Genomic DNA, 21,311 nt, shown 5'->3' with positions numbered 1-21,311 from the left:
CTCTGAGATGAGTCTCCCCAGCTCATGGCGCCCGGCAACACGCGAGAGGCAACCGCCCGCGCGTCATTCCCCGGGGGTGTCCATCAGGATGCGCATGCCCGCGAAGTCGAACGTGAGCGCGTACGGACGGAAGAACTCGTGCGTGGGCAGCCCGCCGATCCGGAACCCGAACCCGTGCTCGAACCACTCGGGGAACACCCCCGCCAGACCGGGGACGTCGTGGCGCACGGCGGTGCCGAGCGTCACCCGGCCGGCCGTCACCGGATGCGGGCCGCCGTCCGCGGGGACGGCGATCCCGGCCGCTTCGAGGGTGGAGCGGGGAGCCGTGAAACCGATGTCGCCGCCGCCGGTGTCGACGAAGAACACCATCCGGTCGAGATGGTTCACGGTGCCGTGGGACAGCAGGAAGTGGTCGCCCAGGAACCACAGGGGCGCGCTGTGCCCGGCCTGGCCGGCCTGCACGGCCGCGCGCACGTCCCGGCTGTCCTGGCTGTTCCGGCTGTTCCGGCGCAGGACGAGTGCCCGGCCCGGGTAGTCGATGGTGGACAGGAAGCGGGCCAGCACGCTGGTGCCGATCGCGCCCTGGGTCTGCCTGCCGTCGGGCGCGGTGAGGCGGATCTCGTCCGGGATGGTGTGCACCGGCACCTGCTCGATGGTCAGGGCGCCCAGGGTGAGGCGGTCCACGCGGCCCTGGAGGTTCGGGTGCTCGCCGTAGAGGGTGCGGCCCGTCGTATGGCCGTACGTGGGGATGCCGAGGCGGGCGGCGTAGTCGTCGTTGAGCGCGAACAGCGCGCCGGTGTCGAGGAAGAACAGGGCGGGCGGCGCGCCGTTCAGTGACGCCTCGATCATGGGCAGCGGGCTCTCCGCCGCGAACGGGATCCGCGTGGTCGCGGGCCCCGAGATCTCGTATGGCGTGCGCCCGGCGAAGCTCCTGAGCTGCTCGGGCGTGGCCGAGAGAGCGCCCTCCACCACCTCGGGCAGGAGCCCGGCCAGCTCGGCGAACTTGTCAGCCCGCCACAGGGTGTCGGCCAGGTGGCGCAGCGCGCGCCCGTGCCGGGGGTCCAGGTGCAGGACCCTTCTGAGCAGGCGCTCGGCCGCCGGGAGCCGGTTGGACAGGAGGGTCAGGTAGGCGTGCTGGGCGAGGGCGTGCACGTGGTCGGGGTCCGTCGCGAGCACCCGCCGGTAGAGGTCGCCGGCGGTGTCGAAGTCGCCTGCCTCGAACAGCTCGTCGGCGCGCTCCAAGGTGTCCATTCGCTTCCCTCTTTCGCATACTCTTCGGTATTCGGATACCAGTCAGTATTTGGATACTCTTGGGGATGTCAACCCGGTGGAGAGTGCGGAGCGTGGTGGCGATGGAACGGCTCAGCAGGCAGGAGCAGCGCGAACGCAACCGGCTCGCCCTGCTGGAGGCGGCGGAGAAGGTGTTCGCCGAGCGGGGGATCCAGGGGGCGTCGGTGGACGAGGTGGCCGCCGAGGCCGGGCTCACCAAGGGGGCCGTGTACTCGAACTTCGACGGCAAGGAGGATCTGCTGCTCGCCGTCCTGCGGCACGGGCTGGGGCGGGAGGCGCGGGCCCAGGCCGAGCGGCTGCTTCACGGCGGGCGTGAGGCGGGGGCGCTGGTGGAGGAGTTCGGGGCGTACTGGGTGGAGGGCGCCCGGGGTGGCGGGCAGGACTCCTTCGCCCGGCTGACGGTGGAGTTCATGGTGCACGCCACTCGCCATCCGGCCGTGCGTGAGCAGCTCGTCGCCGTGTTGTTCCCCGATGAGGGGACGGGTTCCGGGCGGCATCCGCTGGCGCCGGAGGGGAGCGGGCTGGCTGAGCTTCCGTACGGGGAGGCCGACGCCATCCTGAAGTCGCTGGACCTCGGCATGCGCCTGCTGACCCTGCTCGCGCCCGAACGCTGCCCCCCGGAGCTCTTCCTCGAAGCGCTCCGCCTCCTGTCCGCGCCGAAGGCGGCCGGGCCGGGTGGCGGGGTGGCGGGTGAGGAGGCGGGCGCGGCGGCGGGTGGCGCGGTTGGCGGGGCAGCGGGCGCGGCGGCGGGCGGGGCGGTTGACGAGGCGCGGCTGGGCTGACGGCTGGCCAGGGAGAACGGGCAGATGTGCGTACTCTCATGGTCGACCTGCGTGTTCTTGCTGTGATCGAACAGCCGTTCGGCTACCATTGAGACAGCCGAGCCGCCACGTCTTCCCCGACACGGCAGAAATTGTCGGTGGCAGGCCGTAGCTTTCACTCGACTGATCGGACCACGACCCTCCAGGGGGAGTTCCCATGGCTATCAACGACCGCGAGAAGGCCCTCGAGACCGCGCTGGCTCAGATCGAGCGTCAGTTCGGCAAGGGCTCCGTCATGAGGCTGGGCGACGAGGCCCGAGCTCCCATCGAGGTGGTCCCCACGGGGTCGATCTCCCTTGACGTCGCCCTCGGCATCGGCGGCCTGCCGCGCGGCCGCATCGTCGAGATCTACGGCCCCGAGTCCTCGGGTAAGACGACGATCGCCCTGCACGCCGTGGCCAACGCCCAGCGGGCCGGAGGCATCGCGGCGTTCGTCGACGCCGAGCACGCCCTCGACCCCGAATACGCCAAGAAGCTGGGGGTCGACACCGACGCCCTGCTGGTCTCCCAGCCCGACACCGGTGAGCAGGCGCTCGAGATCGCCGACATGCTGATCAGGTCCGGCGCCGTCGACATCATCGTCATCGACTCGGTCGCGGCCCTGGTGCCCAAGGCCGAGATCGAGGGCGAGATGGGCGACAGCCACGTCGGTCTCCAGGCCCGCCTCATGTCCCAGGCCCTGCGCAAGATCGCCGGCGCCCTCAACAGCACCGGCACCACCGCCATCTTCATCAACCAGCTCCGCGAGAAGATCGGCGTCATGTTCGGCAGCCCCGAGACCACGACCGGTGGTAAGGCGCTGAAGTTCTACGCCTCGGTCCGGATGGACATCCGCCGCATCGAGACCCTCAAGGACGGCACGGAGGCGGTCGGCAACCGTACCAGGGTCAAGGTCGTCAAGAACAAGATGGCCCCGCCCTTCCGGGTCGCCGACTTCGACATCCTCTACGGCGTGGGCATCTCCCGCGAGGGCGGCCTCATCGACATGGGTGTGGAGCACGGCTTCGTCCGCAAGTCCGGCGCCTGGTACACGTACGAGGGCGACCAGCTCGGCCAGGGCAAGGAGAACGCCCGCAACTTCCTGAAGAACCACCCCGACATGGCCAACGAGATCGAGAAGAAGATCAAGGACAAGCTGGGCGTGGGCCCGCGCCTCGACGCTCCCGCCGCTGCCGCCCCTGCTCCGGCCGCCGCTCCGTCGGGCCGTGGCTCGAAGTCCACCCCCAAGCCGGGTGACGTCTGATCGCTGACCCCATGAGCAGCACGGACCGGCCGCAAGCGCCCCAGCCGCCGGAGCGGGGCGCCTGGCCCGACCCCACGTCCTCCCGCCCGCGCGACCTGGCCGGCTCCGCCACGGACGGCTGGCCATCGGTGGCGGAGTGGCGCGAGCAACGCGACCGCCTGCGCGCCGCCACTCCTCTCGAGGACGACACCCCCGCCCCACACGGCCGGCCGGCCGTCACTCCGCCGCCTGTCTCCGGTGAAGCCGACGGAGGAGACGACCGTGGCGCCAGGCGGTTCGGTGATGGAGCTGGACGGACTGATGAAGGGCTCGGCTGGCTCGGTGAGGGTGCCGGGCCGGTTGAGGGCGCTGGGCCCGCTGAGGGTGCCGGGCCGGTTGAGGGCGCTCGGTCGGTTGAGGACGGCGGAGGGCTGTTCGGGGGAGGTGCTGGGGGACGGTCCCGGCGGGGCGGCCGGAAGGGCACTCGGCGGCGGGGGCGGCTGCCCGACGGGCCAGACGACGAGAGCCCGGCCGGTACGGGGCCCCAGGCGGATCCTGAGTCGGTGGCGCGGAACATCTGCCTGCGCCTGCTCACCATGGCACCCAAGACGCGCGCCCAGCTCGCCGAGGCCCTGCGCAAGCGGGACGTGCCGGAGGAGGCAGCGGAGGCGGTGCTCAGCCGCTTCTCCGAGCTGGGGCTGATCAACGACGAAGCGTTCGCCGCGGCCTGGGTCGATTCCAGGCACCACGGCCGAGGGCTGGCCAAGCGCGCCCTGGCGGCCGAGCTGCGCCACCGGGGCGTCGACAGTGACACGGTCAACGAGGCCGTGGAACGGCTGGATCCCGACCAGGAGGAGGAGACGGCCAGGCGGCTGGTGGAACGCAAGCTCGCAGCCACCCGTTCGCTCGACCCGCAGACCCGTACCCGTCGGCTGGCCGGCATGCTCGCACGCAAGGGCTACCCCTCCGGCCTGGCCTTCCGCGTCATCCGGGAAGCGCTCGAACAGGAGGGCGTCGAGGTGGAGGAGGACTTCTCCTGAGGTACGTTCCGATGTCCCCGCTTCTCGGGCGTCATGGGACGGATCGGCACTCGGATGTCATGGGGACGGACCGGTCGGTCTCCGTTTTCGCAGGTGACGGCGACCTTTCGTAAGCGACCGTGATCAGCGCATGTGGCCGTGAACTGCATAGGTGGCCGTGAACTGCGCACGTGGCGGTGAACTGCGCACGTGGCGGTGAAGTTCGCAAGTGGCGGCGCATCTCGCAAGTGGCGGCGAGCTTCGCGAGTGTCGTGATCTTCGCATGTAGCGATGAGCTTCGCGAGTGTCGTTGAGCTTCGCAAGTAGCGATGAGCTCGCAGGTGGCGACGACCTTCAAAGTGGGCGGCGACGCCTCTGCTTGTCGCGCCCGGCGGCGCGTGGGGGGCCTTGGCCGTTCGGCGACCCGGTGTCGACCTGGCCGGCGTACGGTCGTAGCGTCGCATGGGCGACATGCCGCAGTATGCCCCAACCGGATGGGCGATTCCGGCACTCATGGGTGACACCTGTCTGAACGTGGAGATGCAGGCCTGTAAGACACGCTTGATGACGCGTTTGCTTGCTCGTGACCTGTTCGACGCATAACCTCGACGGCAGTGAGGAGTTACTCCGCGCAGTGCGGATTGCCATACCGGTGAGCGACGGACGAATTGAACAAGGCAGGAGAGGTGTCGGCACGAGCGGTCGACGCCCCATCAGCCTTGGCTTGACATCGATCCCGGCGATGACGCCGACAGGGCTTTCCGCGGCGCGCCTGTGACCCCTCCCGTTTGTGGCCGCGTTATGAGTTCTTGACGACGCGAGGAGGGCGGGGCACACATGGGGCCGCTGGTCGTGGTGCTGATGGTGGCGGTGCTCGTGCTCGCGTTCGGAATGATCGTGGCGCTTCTCGTCGTCGTACGCCGCACCTCGGGCAGCCTGCCCGGCAAGGCGAAGCCCAGCGCCGAGCAGGTGGAGGCGGTGCACGAGGAGCTGGAGCAGGCGCGGGAGGAGGCGCGGGAGATCCGCCACAAGGCGGAGAGCGACGCCGAGGACATGCTGCGCAGGTCGGAGGCGGCGGCCGAGAGCGCGGCGCAGATGCGGCGCGAGGTCGAGGAGGAGAGCCGGATACTCAAGTCCGAGCTCAAGGAGCTGCGCGCAGACCTGGAACGCCGGGAGGCGAGGCTGGCCGAGCGGGAGCAGCGGCTCGACGAGGAGGCCAGGCGGCAGGCGGAACGTGACAGGAAGCTGGCCGAGACCGAGGTCGAGCTGGCCGACCGGCGCGAGGAGCTGCTGCAGGTCGAGCAGGAGCGGCGGCTCATCCTGGAGCGGGTGGCCGGGCTGACCGGCGAGCAGGCCAAGAACGAGCTGGTCAAGGAGATCGAGAACCAGGCCAAGCGCGAGGCCGCGCTGATCGTCAGGGAGATCGAGGGCGATGCCCGCAAGGAGGGCGAGAAGCGCGCCACGAAGATCGTGACGCTGGCCGTGCAGCGGCTGGCGGCCGAGCAGACGGCCGAGTCGGTCGTGAGCGTGCTGCACCTGCCGGGCGACGAGATGAAGGGCCGGATCATCGGCCGTGAGGGCCGCAACATCCGCGCCTTCGAGTCCACGACCGGCGTGAACCTCATCATCGACGACACCCCCGAGGCGGTCCTGCTGTCGTGCTTCGACCCGGTCAGGCGGGAGACGGCGCGGCTGACGCTGGAGAAGCTCGTGCTCGACGGCCGCATCCACCCGCAGCGCATCGAGGAGGCGCACGACCGCAGCCGCCAGGAGGTCCAGGACCTGTGCGCGCGGGCCGGCGAGGACGCCCTGGTCGAGCTGGGCATCACCGACATGCACCCCGAGCTGACGCTGCTGCTCGGGCAGTTGCGCTACCGCACCTCCTACGGGCAGAACGTGCTCAAGCACCTCATCGAGTCCGCCCACATCGCCGGCATCATGGCCGCCGAGCTCAAGATGAACCAGTCGCTGATGAAGCGCTGCGCCCTGCTCCACGACATCGGCAAGGCCCTGACGCACGAGGTCGAGGGCAGCCACGCGCTGATCGGCGCGGAGATCGCCCGCAGGTACGGCGAGGAGGAGGACGTGGTGCACGCCATCGAGGCGCACCACAACGAGGTCGAGGTGCGTACCGTCGAGGCGGTGCTCACGCAGGCGGCCGACGCGATCAGCGGCAGCCGGCCCGGCGCCCGGCGCGAGTCCCTGGAGGCGTACGTCAAGCGGCTGGAGCGGCTGGAGGAGATCGCGCAGTCGTACGACGGCGTGGAGAAGGTGTTCGCCATGCAGGCCGGGCGGGAGATCCGGGTCATGGTCAAGCCGGACGCCATCGACGACATCCAGGCCCAGGTCATCGCCAGGGACGTGGCCAAGCAGGTGGAGGAGGAGCTCACCTACCCCGGGCAGATCCGCATCACGGTGGTGCGCGAGTCGCGGGCGACCGAGTTCGCCCGCTGAGCCGAGCCCAACATAGCCGGCAGGACCGAGCCGGCAGGACCGAGCCGGCAGGACCGAGCCGGCAGGACCGAGCCGAGCACTCCGACGACGATGATCGGCTACGAGAAGATCTGCTGGTAGAAGGCCAGCTCCGCCGCCAGGGCCGCCGCGCGGGTCTCGATGCGGCGGAAGCCGTGCGACTCGCCCTCGAAGGCCAGGTACGTGCACGGCACCCCGCGTTCGGCGAGCGCGTCGGCGAAGGCGGAGGACTGCTCGGGCGGCACCACGGGATCGTCGAGCCCCTGCAGGAGCAGCATGGGGCAGCTCACCCCGTTCACCAGCGCGAGAGGCTCGCGCGCGGCGTACACCTGCGGATCCTCCGGCCCCACCAGCCACTCCACGTACCGGGACTCGAAGTCGTGGGTGTGCGCGGCGAGCGGGCCGAGGGCGCTGATGCCGTAGTAGGAGACGCCTCCGGCGAACACGCCGGAGCGGCAGCAGGCGGCCATCACCGTCCAGCCACCCGAGCTGCTCCCGCGTACCGCGATGCGGCCGGGGTCGGCCAGGCCCTCGCCGGCCAGCCATTCGGCGGCGGCGATCGTGTCCTCGACGTCCACCACGCCCCACTGGCCCCTGAGCCGGTCGCGGTAGGCGCGGCCGTAGCCGGTCGAGCCGCCGTAGTTGAGGTCGAGCACGCCGATGCCGCGTGAGGTGAGGAACGCCTTCTCCAGGTCGAGCGCGGTGTCGGCGTGGGCGGTCGGGCCGCCGTGCACGAAGATCACGTACGGGGGTGTGCCGTCGGTGGCGAGGGGGTGGGGCGGGTACAGGTACGCGTGCACGTCGGCCGAGGGGCGCCGCACGAGCACGGGCTCGGGGACGGGCAGGTAGGCCGGGTCGGGCAGGGGGGCGGCGTCGTGTTCGAGCGCCTGGTGCCGGCCGGTGGCGGTGTCGACGGCGATGACGGAGCGGGATGCGGTGGCGGCGTACCCGATCCCGATGACGGACGTGCCGTCGGCGGCCAGCGAGGCGTTCCAGCCGGTGCAGGGCAGGTCGAGGTCGGTCAGCGTGCCCGCGCCGGGGTCGAGCAGGCCCAGCCGCAGGTCGCCGCGCCCGTGCAGGACCGCGAGCCGCCCGCCGGGGAGCACCGCGTACGGCATCCCGCCGAGCTGCCACGGCGGCAGCGTGAACTCCTCCTCGGCCGGGTGGAGCGCCCGCGCGTCCTCGCCGCGCAGGCCCACCTCGTAGAGGTTCCACCAGCCGGAGGCGTCGGAGATCAGGTAGAGCCGGGAGTCGTCCTTCCAGGCGGGTGCGAGCACGGACTCGGCCGGGCCGCCGCGGACCCGCCACGCGGTGCCGCCGCCGTCGAGGGCGCCGTCGAGGGCGCCGTCGAGGGGGACGACGCGCAGCTCGGTGCCGTCCCAGGGCATGCGGGGGTGGTTCCAGCAGACGTAGGCCAGATGCCGCCCGTCGGGCGAGACGGCCGGACCGGCGTAGAAGTCGCAGCCGGTGGCCCACACGCGGGCCTCGCCGCCGTCCAGCGGGATCGCGACGACGGCCCTGGTGACCTTGCCGTCCTCGTCGTGCTGCTCGCGTACGCACCACACCTGGCCGCCGTGCACCAGCAGGTCCGCGTAGCGGCAGCCGTCGTCGGTGAGGGGCTCCGGCTCGCCGTCACCGGACACGACGTACAGCCGCTGGTCCTCGAGGTTGGCGAAGACCACGTCGCCCGCGGGGGTCACGGTGTACGGGCTGCCGCCGTACTCGTGCACCCGCGTGCGCGCGCACCAGGGCGGGGGCAGCACGTCGCGGCGGGTGCCGTCGGCGGCGCGGTGGACGATCACCGTGCGCCCGCCCTCGTCGGGACGGTCCTCGGTCCACCACACCTGGCCGTCCATGGCCACGGGCCAGCCGGGACGCACGCCGGAACCGGCCACGTCTCTGGTCGATATGGGGGAGGGCCAGAAGGGCATACCCGCATCCTGCCGGAAGATCGCTTGGAGTGCGGCCCGGTCCCCGTAGATCAGGGACAGCCCTCGGGCCGCGGCAGGGCGGACGGCAGGACGAGATCAGTCCTGCCGAACCATTTGCGCAGCAGCCGCGCGGTCGTCCCGTCCCGCCACATGCCGGCGATGGCCCGGTTGACGGCCTCGCAGGTCTCGGTGTCGCCCTTCTTGATCCCGACGGACCACTTCTCGTCCGTGATCGGGTCGTTGAGCAGCCGGAACCTGCCGGGGTCCTGCTCGGCGAACCCGGCCAGGATCAGGCTCTCGGTGCTGACGGCGTCCAGCTGGTCCGCGGCGAGCTTGCGTACGCAGTCGGAGTAGTTGGCGGCGTGCACCAGCTGGGCCGGCAGGTCCAGCTTGCCGTCGGGGGGCGGGTCCACGATCCGCCGGTACGAGTTCGACCCCTCGGCCAGGCAGATCCGCTTGCCCCGCAGGTCGCTCGTCTTCTTGATGCGCGTGTCGTCCGCCCGGACCATGGTGTCCTGGGGGACGATCGCGTACGGCCCGCCGAAGGTCACCTTGGGCTTGCGGGCCTCCGTGATGGAGTAGGAGGCCACGATCATGTCCACGGTGCCGTTCTGCAGCAGCGCCTCGCGGGTGGACGACGGCGCCTCGCGCCAGGTGATCCGCACGTCGGAGCGGCCGGTGAGGTGGCTGACGAGGTAGCGGGCCACGTCGGCGTCGAAGCCCTGGGGCTCCTCGTTGCCGATCTTCAGCCCCAGGCCCGGCTGGTCCCACTTCGTGCCGACGACGACGGTGCCGGTGTTCTCGACCTTGTCCACGACCGTGGCGTACGAGCCGCCGCCGCCACACGCGGCCAGCCCCACCGTCACAGCCGCCCCCGCGAGCGCCGCCCTGCGCATGCTCACCCGGATACCCGCGTCAGGCGCACTGTAATGCGGAGCTGGGGCTTTCTTTGACATCTCGGGCGGCGAGCATGACGCCCGCCGCCCGGGAAGGGGTCATTCCAGGGGCTTGTCGGGCGCCAGCCCGCCGCCCTCGGTGCCCTGGCCCGCGCCGACGCCGACCTCTGCCGAGCCGGGCGCGGCGACCGGGCGCGCCGCCGTCTTGCGGCTGCGCCTGCTGCGCTTCTCCAGCCACGTGGCCAGGTAGCTCAGCGCCATGTTGAGCGCCAGGTAGATGACGCCGATGACGATGGCCGCCGGGATCAGCGAGCCGAAGAAGCGGGCCGGGAGGATCTTGAAGCCGGTGTTGAGCAGGTCGACGTAGGCGATGATGTAGCCGAGCGCGGTGTCCTTGAGCAGCACCACGAGCTGGCTGACGATCGCCGGCATCATCGCCGTGACGCCCTGCGGCAGCAGCACCAGCCTCATCACCTGGTTCTTGCGCATGCCCACCGCGTACGCGGCCTCGGACTGCCCCTTGGGCACCGCGTGCACGCCGGCCCTGACGACCTCGGCCAGCACCGAGCCGTTGTAGAGCATGAGGCCGAGCACGACCGCCATGAAGGCGTAGTCGCCGCCACCGGCGATCATCGGCGCCAGGTAGAAGATGAAGAAGATCAGCAGCAGCAGCGGGATGGCCCTGAACACCTCGACCACCACGCCGGCCGGCACCCGGATCCACTTGTGGTCCGAAAGCCTGGCCAGGCCGAAGATCGCGCCGAACGCCAGCGCGAGCACCGCCGCCACGGCCGCCGCCCGCAACGTGCCGATGAGGCCGGGGATGATGTAGAAGTCCCAGGTCTCCCACTGCAGGAACGGCTGCCAGATCTTGCCCTCGAACTGGCCCTTGGCGTCGAACCCGCGGTAGATGCCGTACAGGACGGCGGCGACCGCGATGACGCTGACCACCGTGAGCGTGTGGTTGCGGATCCGCCCGCGCGGGCCCGGCGCGTCGAACAGCACGGAGGTGCTCATCGGACCACCGCCAGCCGTCGCGCCAGCCAGCCGGTGAAGAACCCGATCGGCATGGTCAGCGCCATGAACGCGACGACGATGCCGAGGAAGATCGGGATCGACGCGCCAGTCGTGTCGAACGTGATCTTCATGACCGCCGCGGAGTCGAGCAGGAACCCGCCGGCGGTCGCGACCGTGGTGTTCTTGATCATGGCGATCATCACGCTGCCCAGCGGCGCGATGACCGCGCGGAAGGCCTGGGGCAGGATGATCATCGTCAGCGACTGCATGAACGTCAGCCCGATCGCCCTGGCCGCCTCGGCCTGGCCCATCGGCACCGTGTTCACGCCGGCGCGCAGCGCCTCGCAGACGAAGGCCGCCGTGTAGAGCGACAGCCCCATCGCGACGATCCAGAACGAGTTGGTCGTCGGCGTCTCGGAGAAGACCAGGCCGAGCTGGTCGCTCAGGCCCAGCGCGGAGAACGCCAGCACCAGCGTCAGCGGGGTGTTGCGTACCACGTTGACGTAGACGGTGCCGGCCGCGCGCAGGACCGGGGTGGGGGAGACCCGCATCGCCACCAGGATCGTGCCGAGGAGCAGGGCGGCGATCGCGCCCACGATCGACAGCTTGACATTCTCCAGGAAGCCCAGCGCGAGGTCCGGCCCGTACTTGATTAGTTCGTCCATCGTGCTCCACCGAAGGGGCGACGGGCGGCCGGGTCACCGGCCGCCGTCACCGACGTGGTCAGGCGCAACCCTCGGCCTCCGGCGCGGCCGTGGACACGTTCAGGCCCTGGATGCCGCCGAACCACTTGTCCAGCAGCGTCTTCATGGTGCCGTTGCTCCACAGCGTGGCCACCGCCTTGTTGACGGCCTCGCAGGTCTTGGTGTCGCCCTTCTTCAGGCCGATGCCGTACTTCTCGTCCGTGAAGCCCTGGCCCAGCACCTTGAAGTTGCCGCCGGCCTGCTTGGCGAAGCCCGCCAGGATCAGGTCGTCGGTGGTGACGGCGTCGAGGTTGCTGCCGGAGAGCTTCTGCACGCACTCGGAGTAGTTGGCCGCGTCGACGGTGGTGGCGTCGAGGTCGAGCTCGCCGTCCGGGGGCGGGTCGGTGATGCGCTTGTACGAGTTCGAGCCCGCCGCCTTGCAGATCTTCTTGCCGACGAGGTCCTGCGGCTTGTTGATCGAGGCGTCGTCCTTGCGGACCATGACGTCCTGGTGGGCGACGACGTACGGGCCGCCGAAGGTGACCTTGGTCTTGCGCTCCTCGGTGATGGAGTAGGTGGCGAAGACGATGTCGACCGTGCCGTTCTGGAGGAACGGCTCGCGGTTGGACGAGGCCGACTCCTTCCACTCGATCTTCACATCCTTGCCGCCGGCCACTTCCTTCAGCACGGCCTTGGCGACGTCGACGTCGAAGCCCTCGGGCTCGTTGCCCATCTTCAGGCCCAGGCTCGGCTGGTCCCACTTGGTGCCGACCACGACCGTGCCGCCGCCGGTGATCTTGTCGGCCACGGTGGCGTACGTCTGTTCCCCACCGCCACAAGCGGCCAGGCCCGCGGCGAGTGCCGCAATGGAGAGCACCGCTCCCGTTCGACGCATGTGCATGTGTACCTGCCTCATAACTCTCAGTGCGTGAGGATCTTCGAAAGGAAGTCGCGCGCACGATCCGTCTGCGCGTTGGTGAAGAACTCGTCGGGGGTGTTCTCCTCGACGATCTGCCCGTCCGCCATGAACACGACCCGGTTGGCGGCGCGGCGGGCGAACCCCATCTCGTGCGTGACGACCATCATGGTCATGCCGTCACGCGCCAGCCCGATCATCACATCGAGCACCTCCTGCACCATCTCGGGGTCCAGTGCGGAGGTCGGCTCGTCGAACAGGATCATCTTCGGATCCATGGCCAGCGCCCTGGCGATCGCGACGCGCTGCTGCTGACCGCCGGAGAGCTGCGCGGGGTACTTGTCGGCCTGCGCCGCGATGCCCACCCGCTCCAGCAGCTCCATCGCCCGCTTGTCGGCGGCGTCCTTGGGGACGCCGCGGACCTTGGTCGGGCCGAGCGTGACGTTCTCGCGGATGGTCTTGTGGGCGAACAGATTGAACGACTGGAAGACCATCCCGACTTCGGACCGCAGCCTCGCCAGCGCCTTGCCCTCGGCCGGCAGCACCTGGCCGTCAAATATGATCTTGCCGTCGTTGATCGTCTCCAACCGGTTGATCGTGCGGCAGAGCGTGCTCTTCCCGCCGCCCGAAGGGCCGATGACGACCAGAACCTCGCCGCGAGAGACGGTCAAGTTGATGTCCTTCAGGACGTGCAGCGCCCCGAAGTGCTTGTTGACGTTCTCCAACTGGACCAGTGGAGTGGCGTCCCCGTTCTCCGTCATGGAGTAAAACGTAGAGGGCGTTAGAACGCTGTGCACTAACCGAGCGGTACCGATCCGATCACATCATGCCGCCAAGCTGGCCTTTTAGATCCATACGGGCCGCCGCAAGCCGCACAACGACTACCCTTGAACGTGCCATGACTGTGACCCAGGAGGGCGCCCGCACGTACCAAGTGCGCACATACGGGTGCCAGATGAACGTCCACGACTCCGAGCGGCTGTCAGGCCTGCTGGAGGACGCCGGCTACGTGCCCGCCCCCGACGGCGAGACGGCCGACGTGGTCGTGTTCAACACGTGTGCCGTACGGGAGAACGCCGACAACCGCCTCTACGGCAACCTCGGACACCTCCGGCCGGCCAAGACGCGCAACCCGCGCATGCAGATCGCCGTCGGCGGCTGCCTGGCGCAGAAGGACCAGGGCGAGATCGTCCGCAAGGCGCCGTGGGTCGACGTGGTCTTCGGCACGCACAACATCGGCTCGCTGCCGGTGCTGCTGGAGCGGGCCCGCGTCGAGGGCGAGGCGCAGGTCGAGCTGAAGGAGTCGCTGGAGGTCTTCCCCTCCACGCTGCCCACCAAGCGCGAGTCCGCGTACGCCGCCTGGGTGTCGATCTCGGTCGGCTGCAACAACACCTGCACGTTCTGCATCGTGCCGTCGCTGCGCGGCAAGGAGAAGGACCGCCGGCCCGGCGACATCTTGGCCGAAGTCCGGACATTGGTGGATCAGGGGGCGCTGGAGGTCACGCTCCTCGGCCAGAACGTCAACACCTACGGCGTCGAGTTCGGCGACCGGCTCGCCTTCGGCAAGCTGCTGCGCGCCTGTGGCGACATCGACGGCCTGGAGCGGGTCCGCTTCACCTCGCCCCACCCGGCCGCCTTCACCGACGACGTGATCGCCGCCATGGCCGAGACCCCCAACGTCATGCACCAGTTGCACATGCCCCTGCAGTCCGGCTCCGACCGGGTGCTGCGGGCGATGCGCCGCTCGTACCGGGCCGAGCGCTACCTCGGCATCATCGAACGGGTCCGCGCGGCCATGCCCGACGCGGCCATCTCCACCGACATCATCGTCGGCTTCCCCGGCGAGACGGAGGAGGACTTCCAGGGCACCCTGGACGTCGTCCGCCAGAGCCGCTTCGCCAACGCCTTCACCTTCCAGTACTCCATCCGTCCCGGCACCCCCGCGGCCACCATGCCCGACCAGGTGCCCAAGGAGGTCGTGCAGGAGCGCTATGAGCGGCTCGTGGCCCTGCAGGAGGAGATCTCGTGGGAGGAGAACAAGAAGCAGGTCGGGCGGACGCTCGAGGTGCTGGTGGCGGAGGGCGAAGGCCGCAAGGACGACGCCACGCACCGGCTGTCGGGGCGCGCGCCTGACAACCGCCTCGTGCACTTCGCGGTCGGCGCCGAGACGCCGCGGCCGGGGGACATGGTGACGGCCGAGGTCACGTACGCGGCCCCGCACCACCTGGTGGCCGACGGCGCTGCCCTGGCCGTCCGCCGCACCCGCGCCGGCGACGCCTGGGAGGCCCGCCAGGGCGCTCCCTCGTCGTCGGGTGCCGGGGTGCTGCTCGGCATGCCCACCATCGGCCGCCCCGCCCCGCTACCCACCTCCACCGGCGGCTGCTCAGCCCACTGACGTCCCTCCCGGCGACGGCCGGCGGCTCTCGGCAGCTCGGGGCCGCGCGGTGGCTGCTCGGCGGTGTGTTGTGCGGCGGCATGCCGGCGGCTGGGCGGAGGCATGCCGGCGGCCGGCGGTGCCTCGACCGAGGTCGAGTGGTGCTTCGGCGGCGTCCCGGCGGTGCTTCGGTCGCGGTCGGGTGGCGATCCGGCGGACGCCCGGCGGTGACCCCGCGGCCGCCCGGCGGCGCGCGTGCCCGTGCCTAACCGGCGCCGGGTCGGCGGGTGGTGTGCGGTGGCGGTCGGCGCAACGTGGTCGGCGGCTGACAAGGGCGTGTCAGGCGTTGTGGGGTGGCGTGCTCGCAGGTGGAGGCCCGTCCGCGAGGGTGTGGCGAGGACGGGCCCGGGTGGTCAGCGGGTGAGGTCGGCGAGGACCTGATCGCAGGGCTGCCGGCGGAAATCGTTCATGGTGGCGCAGGGGTTCGGCAGGCCGCGTCCCCGGGCGGGCGGGGAGGTGTCGGCGTGCTGGCTCGGCCGGCGCGGGGGAGGCGCCTGCGGGGACGCTCGCGGCGTCGGGGATTCCTGTGCCCGGTCAGGAGTCGCCGAGCGTTCCCGGGGAGGGGCCGGCGAACGCCCCGGGGAGGCGGCACGGCCAGGGGTGGGGGATGAGTGTCGGGGGCGGTTGAGGGACGTTGGGACAGGCCCGATGGTCCCCGCGGGGACGGTGATCGGCACGGCCCCGCCCGGCGACGGTGCGACCACGCCCGCGGAGTACGGGTACGGGCTCCCGCCCGGAGGTGGTGAGGCGCCTGGAGCGGACGAGAGCGCGGCGTCCCAAGGCGGGGGAGCTGTCACGTTCCAAGGCGGTAGGTCGTCGGGGTTCCACGGCGGCACGGCCTCGATCCAGGGCGGTGACAAGGGCCCGAGCGCCATGGCCGCCGCCTGCGTCGACGGGAATGGGACCGCTCCAGGAGAAGCCGCCACCGCAGTTGCTGTTTGTGTCATGTTCGATGCCCAGAGTGGCGAAGCGGACGTATTCGATCTCGCGGAAAGCGAAGTTTCCTGATCAAATTCCCCATGTCTTTGCGGTGAAGCGTCGGTTGAGTTGCTGAATGCCAGGAATATTCCCGCTCCGGCGGTGGCGAGCACGCCGATGACTCCTGCCAGCGGCGCGAGGGCCGGTCGGCTACCTGGGCAAATGGATCGAAGGGGGGACAAGTCGTGATTCCTTTGTGATTGGTGTGCGAGCATTCAGCCGTTGCGGCTAGTGTGGTCCATCACCCGCGGAAGCCGGCGAGCTTTCCCCGATACGACCGCAGGGAGCTGTAACCCCATGCATGATCCGAACGTGCCGGATCGCCACGAGATCCTGGACGGCCCGGGAGACATCCGCCCGCCGTCGGGAAATAGACGTCCGAGAAAAGCGACGAACAAGAAGCCGCTCATCATCGCCGCGTCGGCGCTCGTCGCCCTGCTCGCGGCCGGCGGCACCGGCTACCTGCTGGCGGGGAACCCCGGCCAGGCCGCCCAGCAGAGCGGCGGCGGCCCCGCGCCGGCCCAGACCACCGGCGGCACCGACGACCTCGGTGGCGAGGACGCCACGATGGGCGACGTCACCACCGAGTCCCCCGAGGACGGCGACCTGTCCACCGACGCCCCCGACGACGGCAGCATGGGCGACGTCGCCGACCCCGGCACGGGCGGCACCGACGACACCGGTTCGACGGGCACGGACCCCCGGCCCGCCACCCAGGCGAACAGCGGCAAGAAGCCGGCCACGACGTCCCCCACCAAGGCGCCGCAGTCCTCCGGCAGCGACACCCCCGCCGACACCCCCGCCGACACCCCGGCCAACGGTCCCGCGGGCGAGGTCGCCGGCCAGTGCTCGAAGAGCGGCTGCTAGGAACGGGTGAGTTCGCCGGTCCCTGCCCGAAGAGCGGACGGTGCGGGCCGGTTCGCGAAACGCCCATGCGGGCCGGACGAAGAAGTGGCTTGCTGTCTTATGGGAGGAACTGGCTCTACAAGGGAGCCACTGCCCCTCCTACGGTTGAGCCATGACCACTGACAACGCGTCCGCACTCCGTGCGCTGCACGTCCCCGGCACCCCGTTGATCCTGCCCAACGTCTGGGACGCCGCCTCCGCCCGCGCCGTACGGGAGGCGGGTTTCCCCGCCGTGGCCACCAGCAGCGCCGCCGTCGCGCGCGTGCTGGGCTACGACGACGGCGAGCTCACCCCCGTCGGCGAGATGATGGCGGCCGTCGCCCGCGTGGCCAGGGCCGTCGAGGGCGTGCCGGTGACCGCCGACGTCGAGCAAGGGTACGGGCTCAAGCCCGCCGAGCTCGTCGAACGCCTGCTAGAAGCGGGAGCCGCCGGTTGCAACCTGGAGGACTCCCTGCCGGGCCGCGGCGAGCTGGTGGATCCGGGTGAGCAGGCGGAGTTCCTGGCCGAGGTGCGGGCGGTCGCAGGGGACGCGCTGGTGATCAACGCGAGGGTCGACGTGTACCTGTACGGCCCGGCGTCCAGGCAGGAGGCCGTCACGCGCGGGCGGCGGTATCTGGAGGCGGGGGCCGACTGCGTGTACCCCATCCTGCTGGCCGACGAGGACGAGATCGCGGCGCTGGTGAGCGAGCTCGGCGCGCCGGTCAACGTGTACTTCGGCGCGCGGACACCGGGCCTCGGAAGGCTGGCGGAGCTCGGGGTGGCCAGGATCAGCTTCGGGAGCGGGCTGCACGAGGCGTCCCAGGCCTTCACCCGGGGCCTGATCGCCGACATCCGCGAGGGCCGCAGGCCCTTCTGAACACTCCGGGTGAGGCCGGCAGGGCGTGGCCACGTACGCTTGCGCTCGTGCTAGTCGCCGCCGCCGTCTGCCCGTCGACCCCGCTGGTCGTGCTCGGGATGCCCGAGCTGCGTTCCGCCTGCCACGCCGCGATCGCGGCACTGCGCGAAGCACGTCCCGACACGCTGGTCGTGGTGGGCGGCGCCGAGGCGACCCGCGCGTACGAGGCGGGTGCGGCGGGCACCCTGCGCCCGTGGGGAGTGGACCGCACGGCGGGTGCAGGGGAGCCGGTGCTGCCGCTGTCCCTGACCGTCGCCCGCCTGCTGCTCGAAGCTCAGGAGCCTCAGCGCTGCCAGTCCGTGGCGTTCGGCGCGCCGGCCGCGGACTGCCTGGCGCTGGGCGGGGAACTGGGCGGGCGCGGCGACCGGGTGGCGCTGCTGGTCATGGCCGACGGCTCCGCCTGCCTGAGCCCCAGGGCGCCGGGCAGGTACGACGAGGCCGCGGGCCCGTACAACGAGCTGATCGCGAAGGCGGTCGCGACGGGCGACCCCGCCACGCTGGCCGCGCTCGACCCAGCGGAGGCCGACAGGTTGTGGGTGAGCGGCCGGGCGGCGCTGCAGGTGCTGGCTGGGGCGGCGGGCGCGCGGGCGTACCGGGGGCGCCTGCTGACGGCGTCGGCGCCGTACGGGGTCGGCTACCTCGCCGGGACCTGGCTGGCCTGACGCTTCGGCACGGGGATCCGCATCAGGTCGCGGGCCGTCACGACCTCGCCGTCGAAGCTGCGCCGTACCTCCTCGACGAAGGAGGGCTCGGCGTCGAAGCCGTACCGCTCGGAGAAGTGCGTGAGCACCAGCCTGCGCACGCCCGCGTCCGCCGCCACCACGCCCGCCTCGAACGCCGTCAGGTGCCCGTACTCCTTGGCCAGCGCGCTCTCGGCGGACAGGAACGTGGTCTCGATCACCAGCAGGTCCACCCCGGAGGCCAGCTCGAAGACGGAGTCGCAGAGCCGGGTGTCCATCACGAACGCCACGCTCTGGCCGGGCTTCGGCACGCTGCACTCGGCGAGCGTCACGCCGCGGACGGAGCCGGTGCGCTGCAGCTCGCCGACCTCGGGGCCGCGGATGCCGTGGGCGGCCAGCTTCTCGGGCAGCATGCGGCGGCCGGCGGGCTCCTGGACGCGGTAGCCGTACGACTCGACGGGGTGGGACAGGCGGCGCGCGACGAGCGGCCCGACGCCGGCCAGGTCGCCGGAGAGTGGATGCTCGGAGACGACGTCCGTGTCGGCGAACGCGGCGGCGTGGCGCAGCCGCCGCCAGAACGTCTCTCCGGAGCCGGGGAAGACCGCCCGCACCGGGTGCCGCACCCTGTCGCGGGCGATGCGCTGGACGACGCCCGGCACGCCCAGGCAGTGGTCACCGTGGAAGTGGGTCACGCAGAGCCAGTGGACGTCGTTCGCGCTCAGCCCGGCGTGCACCATCTGCCGCTGGGTGCCCTCGCCCGGGTCGAACAGGAAGCCCTGGCCGTCCCAGCGCAACAGGTAGCCGTTGTGGTTACGGTGTCGGGTAGGAACGGCGCTGGACGTGCCCAGCACCACGAGCTCACGTGAGGACACGATGACCACCACGGTTGCCTACGCCGAGGTGCCCACGCCTGTGGGCAGCTTCGTGCTGGCCGTCACCGAGACCGGCCTGGTCGCGTCGGGCTGGGGGACCCGCGACCGGCTGGCAGGCCGCCTCGACCTGGCTGAGGTTCATGATGCGGATCGTACGGCCTCCGTCGTCGCGGAGCTGAACGGTTATTTCGCGGGCGAGCTGAGGACGTTCGAGACGCCGATCGACTGGCGGCTCATGTCGGGCTCGCGGCTGCGGGTGCTGCGGGCCCTGCACGAGGTCCCGTACGGCCGGACGGTCACCTACGGCGAGCTGGCCAGGCTGAGCGGCTCCAGCGTGCCCGCCCGCGGCATCGGCTCGATCATGGGCTCCAACCCGATCCCGATCGTCGTGCCCTGCCACCGGGTGATCGCGGGCAGCGGGCTGGGCGGGTTCAGCGGCGGCGAGGGCGTGGAGACCAAGCGCTGGTTGCTGACCCATGAGGGATACCTGCAGCCGACGCTGCTCGATCTCTAGCACACTGGTCGGTGTGTCTCAGCAGCCAGTCATCGCCGTCGTGGGCCCCACGGCCGCAGGAAAGTCCGATCTCGCCGTGGACCTCGCCCTCAGGCTGGGCGGCGAGTGCGTCAACGCCGACTCCATGCAGCTCTACCGCGGCATGGACATCGGCACGGCCAAGCTGACGAAGGAGGAGCGGCGCGGGGTGCCGCACCACCTGCTGGACATCTGGGACGTGACGGTCACGGCGAGCGTGGCCGAGTACCAGAAGCTGGCCAGGGCGGTGATCGACGCCGTCGAGGTGCCCGTGCTGGTTGGCGGCAGCGGCCTGTACGTGCGGGCGGCCATCGACGAGCTGGAGTTCCCCGGCACGGAGCCGGAGATCAGGGCACGGCTGGAGGCCGAGCTGGCCGAGCGCGGCCCGGCCCCCCTGTACGAGCGGCTGCGCGAGCGCGACCCGGCCGCCGCGGCGGCGATCCTGCCGAGCAACGGCCGCCGCATCGTGCGGGCGCTGGAGGTGATCGAGCTGTCGGGCCGCCCGTTCTCGGCCACGATGCCGTCCTACGACGCCGTGTACCCGAGCGTCCAGATCGGGCTGGAGGTGCCCAGGCCGGAGCTGGACGCGCGGATCGAGCTCAGGGTGCGGCGCATGTGGGAGGCGGGCCTGGTGGACGAGGTACGCGCGCTGCTCGGCCAGGGGCTGGCGGAGGGCCGTACGGCCGGCCGCGCCCTCGGCTACGCCCAGGTGATCCGGTTCCTGGAGGGGGAGTGGAGCGAGGAGCAGGCGATGGCCGAGACGGTCAGGCTGACCAGGCGCTTCGCCCGCAGGCAGGAGTCGTGGTTCCGCCGGGATCCGCGGGTGCAGTGGCTGCCGTACGACGCCCCGGACCTGCTTGAGCGGTCCCTGGCGCGAATCGCGGGACCCGCGTGCGAATAAACTTTTACAATGCGCTTTCTCAAGGGGCACGGCACCGAGAACGATTTTGTCATCCTGCCCGATCCCGAGGGCGTGGTCGACGTGTCGGCCGCGCTCGTCGCCAAGATCTGTGACAGGAGAGCAGGCATCGGCGCCGATGGCGTGCTCCGCGTGGCCCGCGCCAAGGACAGTCACGAGGTGAGCGATCAGGCCGCGCAGGCCGAGTGGTTCATGGACTACCGCAACTCCGACGGCAGCGTGGCCGAGATGTGCGGCAACGGCGTGCGCGTGTTCGCCCGCTACCTGCTCGACGCCGGGCTCGAGCACGGCTCCGAGTTCTCGATCGCGACCAGGGGCGGGCTGCGCAAGGTGCACATCGAGCCCAACGGCGACGTCACGGTGGACATGGGCAAGCCGGTCGTGCACGGGGAGAGCGTGGCCACGCTGGGCGGGCACGAGTACCCGGGGATCTGCGTCGACATGGGCAACCCCCACCTGGCCTGCTCGATCGGCGAGCCCGTCGCCCAGCTCGACCTCACCCACCAGCCGGGCTTCGACACCGGCGTCTTCCCCGGCGGGGTCAACGTCGAGCTGTTCAACCCGGTCGGCGTCAGCCGCGCCGTCATGCGCGTCTTCGAGCGCGGCTCGGGCGAGACGCGCTCGTGCGGCACCGGCTCGGTGGCCACGGCCGTCGCCGCCGCGCACCTGTCCGGTGACACCACCGGCACGTGGACGGTCGAGGTGCTGGGCGGCACGCTGACGGTGATCCTCGACGAGGACACCAGCTACCTGTCCGGCCCCGCGGTGATCGTGGCCAGCGGCGAACTGATGCTTGCAGAATGAAGTTCTAATAGGGGATGCTGGGTC

19 protein-coding genes are annotated in these 21,311 nt (G+C 71.0%); 11 read left to right on the top strand and 8 right to left on the bottom strand.

Annotation, left to right across the window (positions count from 1 at the left end; translation table 11 throughout):
• Window positions 1-63 precede the first annotated feature (63 nt).
• Window positions 64-1,251, bottom strand: coding sequence for a retropepsin-like aspartic protease (locus tag HD593_RS45650; protein WP_185109154.1), 1,188 nt, complete (start codon window positions 1,249-1,251; stop codon window positions 64-66).
• 65 nt (window positions 1,252-1,316) lie between these two features.
• On the opposite strand from HD593_RS45650, the gene HD593_RS45645 reads away from it, so the two are divergent.
• The 4 genes from HD593_RS45645 to rny all read left to right on the top strand — a co-directional run bounded on the left by HD593_RS45645 (window position 1,317) and on the right by rny (window position 6,806).
• Window positions 1,317-2,072 carry a TetR/AcrR family transcriptional regulator gene (locus HD593_RS45645; protein WP_185109153.1) on the top strand — a complete coding sequence of 252 codons (756 nt, stop codon included), beginning with the start codon at window positions 1,317-1,319 and terminating at the stop codon, window positions 2,070-2,072.
• A gap of 196 nt (window positions 2,073-2,268) precedes the next feature.
• On the top strand, window positions 2,269-3,354 hold the full coding sequence (gene recA / locus HD593_RS45640) for a recombinase RecA (protein ID WP_185109152.1): 1,086 nt from the start codon (window positions 2,269-2,271) through the stop codon (window positions 3,352-3,354).
• 11 nt (window positions 3,355-3,365) lie between these two features.
• Window positions 3,366-4,373, top strand: coding sequence for a recombination regulator RecX (gene recX, locus HD593_RS45635; protein WP_185109151.1), 1,008 nt, complete (start codon window positions 3,366-3,368; stop codon window positions 4,371-4,373).
• A gap of 816 nt (window positions 4,374-5,189) precedes the next feature.
• On the top strand, window positions 5,190-6,806 hold the full coding sequence (gene rny, locus HD593_RS45630; RefSeq protein WP_185109150.1) for a ribonuclease Y: 1,617 nt from the start codon (window positions 5,190-5,192) through the stop codon (window positions 6,804-6,806).
• 98 nt (window positions 6,807-6,904) lie between these two features.
• Here rny and HD593_RS63970 read toward each other — a convergent pair whose 3' ends face one another.
• From HD593_RS63970 to HD593_RS45600, 6 genes are all read right to left on the bottom strand, one after another.
• Window positions 6,905-8,755, bottom strand: a complete 1,851-nt coding sequence (locus HD593_RS63970) for a S9 family peptidase (protein ID WP_185109149.1) — start codon at window positions 8,753-8,755, stop codon at window positions 6,905-6,907.
• A gap of 50 nt (window positions 8,756-8,805) precedes the next feature.
• Entirely contained in the window at window positions 8,806-9,651 is an 846-nt protein-coding gene (locus HD593_RS45620) for a glutamate ABC transporter substrate-binding protein (protein ID WP_246547067.1), read from the bottom strand.
• Window positions 9,652-9,750: 99 nt separating this feature from the next.
• Complete coding sequence (locus HD593_RS45615) at window positions 9,751-10,668, bottom strand: amino acid ABC transporter permease (protein WP_185109147.1); 918 nt, start codon at window positions 10,666-10,668, stop codon at window positions 9,751-9,753.
• The gene (locus tag HD593_RS45610; RefSeq protein ID WP_185109146.1) at window positions 10,665-11,333 is read right to left on the bottom strand and encodes an amino acid ABC transporter permease; all 669 of its coding nucleotides are present in this window, start codon (window positions 11,331-11,333) and stop codon (window positions 10,665-10,667) included. The genes HD593_RS45615 and HD593_RS45610 overlap by 4 nt, the downstream gene beginning before the upstream one ends.
• Before the next feature lie 58 nt (window positions 11,334-11,391).
• On the bottom strand, window positions 11,392-12,252 hold the full coding sequence (locus HD593_RS45605) for a glutamate ABC transporter substrate-binding protein (RefSeq protein ID WP_185109145.1): 861 nt from the start codon (window positions 12,250-12,252) through the stop codon (window positions 11,392-11,394).
• Window positions 12,253-12,272: 20 nt separating this feature from the next.
• Window positions 12,273-13,028, bottom strand: a complete 756-nt coding sequence (locus HD593_RS45600) for an amino acid ABC transporter ATP-binding protein (RefSeq protein ID WP_185109144.1) — start codon at window positions 13,026-13,028, stop codon at window positions 12,273-12,275.
• Window positions 13,029-13,165: 137 nt separating this feature from the next.
• On the opposite strand from HD593_RS45600, the gene miaB reads away from it, so the two are divergent.
• The 4 genes from miaB (at window position 13,166) to HD593_RS45580 (ending at window position 18,142) form a co-directional block, all read left to right on the top strand.
• On the top strand, window positions 13,166-14,662 hold the full coding sequence (miaB, locus tag HD593_RS45595) for a tRNA (N6-isopentenyl adenosine(37)-C2)-methylthiotransferase MiaB (RefSeq protein WP_221525314.1): 1,497 nt from the start codon (window positions 13,166-13,168) through the stop codon (window positions 14,660-14,662).
• 1,314 nt (window positions 14,663-15,976) lie between these two features.
• Entirely contained in the window at window positions 15,977-16,546 is a 570-nt protein-coding gene (locus tag HD593_RS45590; protein WP_185109142.1) for a hypothetical protein, read from the top strand.
• Window positions 16,547-16,697: 151 nt separating this feature from the next.
• Window positions 16,698-17,441 (top strand): isocitrate lyase/PEP mutase family protein, encoded by a 744-nt coding sequence (locus tag HD593_RS45585; RefSeq protein ID WP_185109141.1) that lies wholly within the window; start codon window positions 16,698-16,700, stop codon window positions 17,439-17,441.
• 47 nt (window positions 17,442-17,488) lie between these two features.
• Window positions 17,489-18,142, top strand: a complete 654-nt coding sequence (locus HD593_RS45580; protein ID WP_185109140.1) for a class III extradiol ring-cleavage dioxygenase family protein — start codon at window positions 17,489-17,491, stop codon at window positions 18,140-18,142.
• Here HD593_RS45580 and HD593_RS45575 read toward each other — a convergent pair.
• Window positions 18,115-19,032: a ribonuclease Z gene (locus HD593_RS45575; RefSeq protein WP_185109139.1), complete on the bottom strand. Its 918-nt coding sequence runs from the start codon at window positions 19,030-19,032 to the stop codon at window positions 18,115-18,117. The two genes, HD593_RS45580 and HD593_RS45575, sit on opposite strands and share 28 nt — an antisense overlap.
• A gap of 1 nt (window position 19,033) precedes the next feature.
• Between HD593_RS45575 and HD593_RS45570 the strand changes: the two genes are divergently transcribed.
• Genes HD593_RS45570 through dapF form a run of 3 tightly spaced genes read left to right on the top strand, consistent with a single transcriptional unit; the run spans window position 19,034 to window position 21,287 of the window.
• Window positions 19,034-19,546: a methylated-DNA--[protein]-cysteine S-methyltransferase gene (locus HD593_RS45570; RefSeq protein WP_185109138.1), complete on the top strand. Its 513-nt coding sequence runs from the start codon at window positions 19,034-19,036 to the stop codon at window positions 19,544-19,546.
• A gap of 13 nt (window positions 19,547-19,559) precedes the next feature.
• Window positions 19,560-20,465: a tRNA (adenosine(37)-N6)-dimethylallyltransferase MiaA gene (gene miaA, locus HD593_RS45565; RefSeq protein ID WP_312904199.1), complete on the top strand. Its 906-nt coding sequence runs from the start codon at window positions 19,560-19,562 to the stop codon at window positions 20,463-20,465.
• A gap of 9 nt (window positions 20,466-20,474) precedes the next feature.
• On the top strand, window positions 20,475-21,287 hold the full coding sequence (gene dapF / locus HD593_RS45560; protein WP_185109136.1) for a diaminopimelate epimerase: 813 nt from the start codon (window positions 20,475-20,477) through the stop codon (window positions 21,285-21,287).
• The last annotated feature ends 24 nt before the right edge of the window (window positions 21,288-21,311 follow it).

Origin of the sequence: Nonomuraea rubra (assembly GCF_014207985.1) — a bacterium.
Lineage (GTDB): Bacteria > Actinomycetota > Actinomycetes > Streptosporangiales > Streptosporangiaceae > Nonomuraea > Nonomuraea rubra.
Note: the sequence above shows the minus strand (reverse complement) of the source record. Positions and strands in the feature narration are given on the sequence as shown.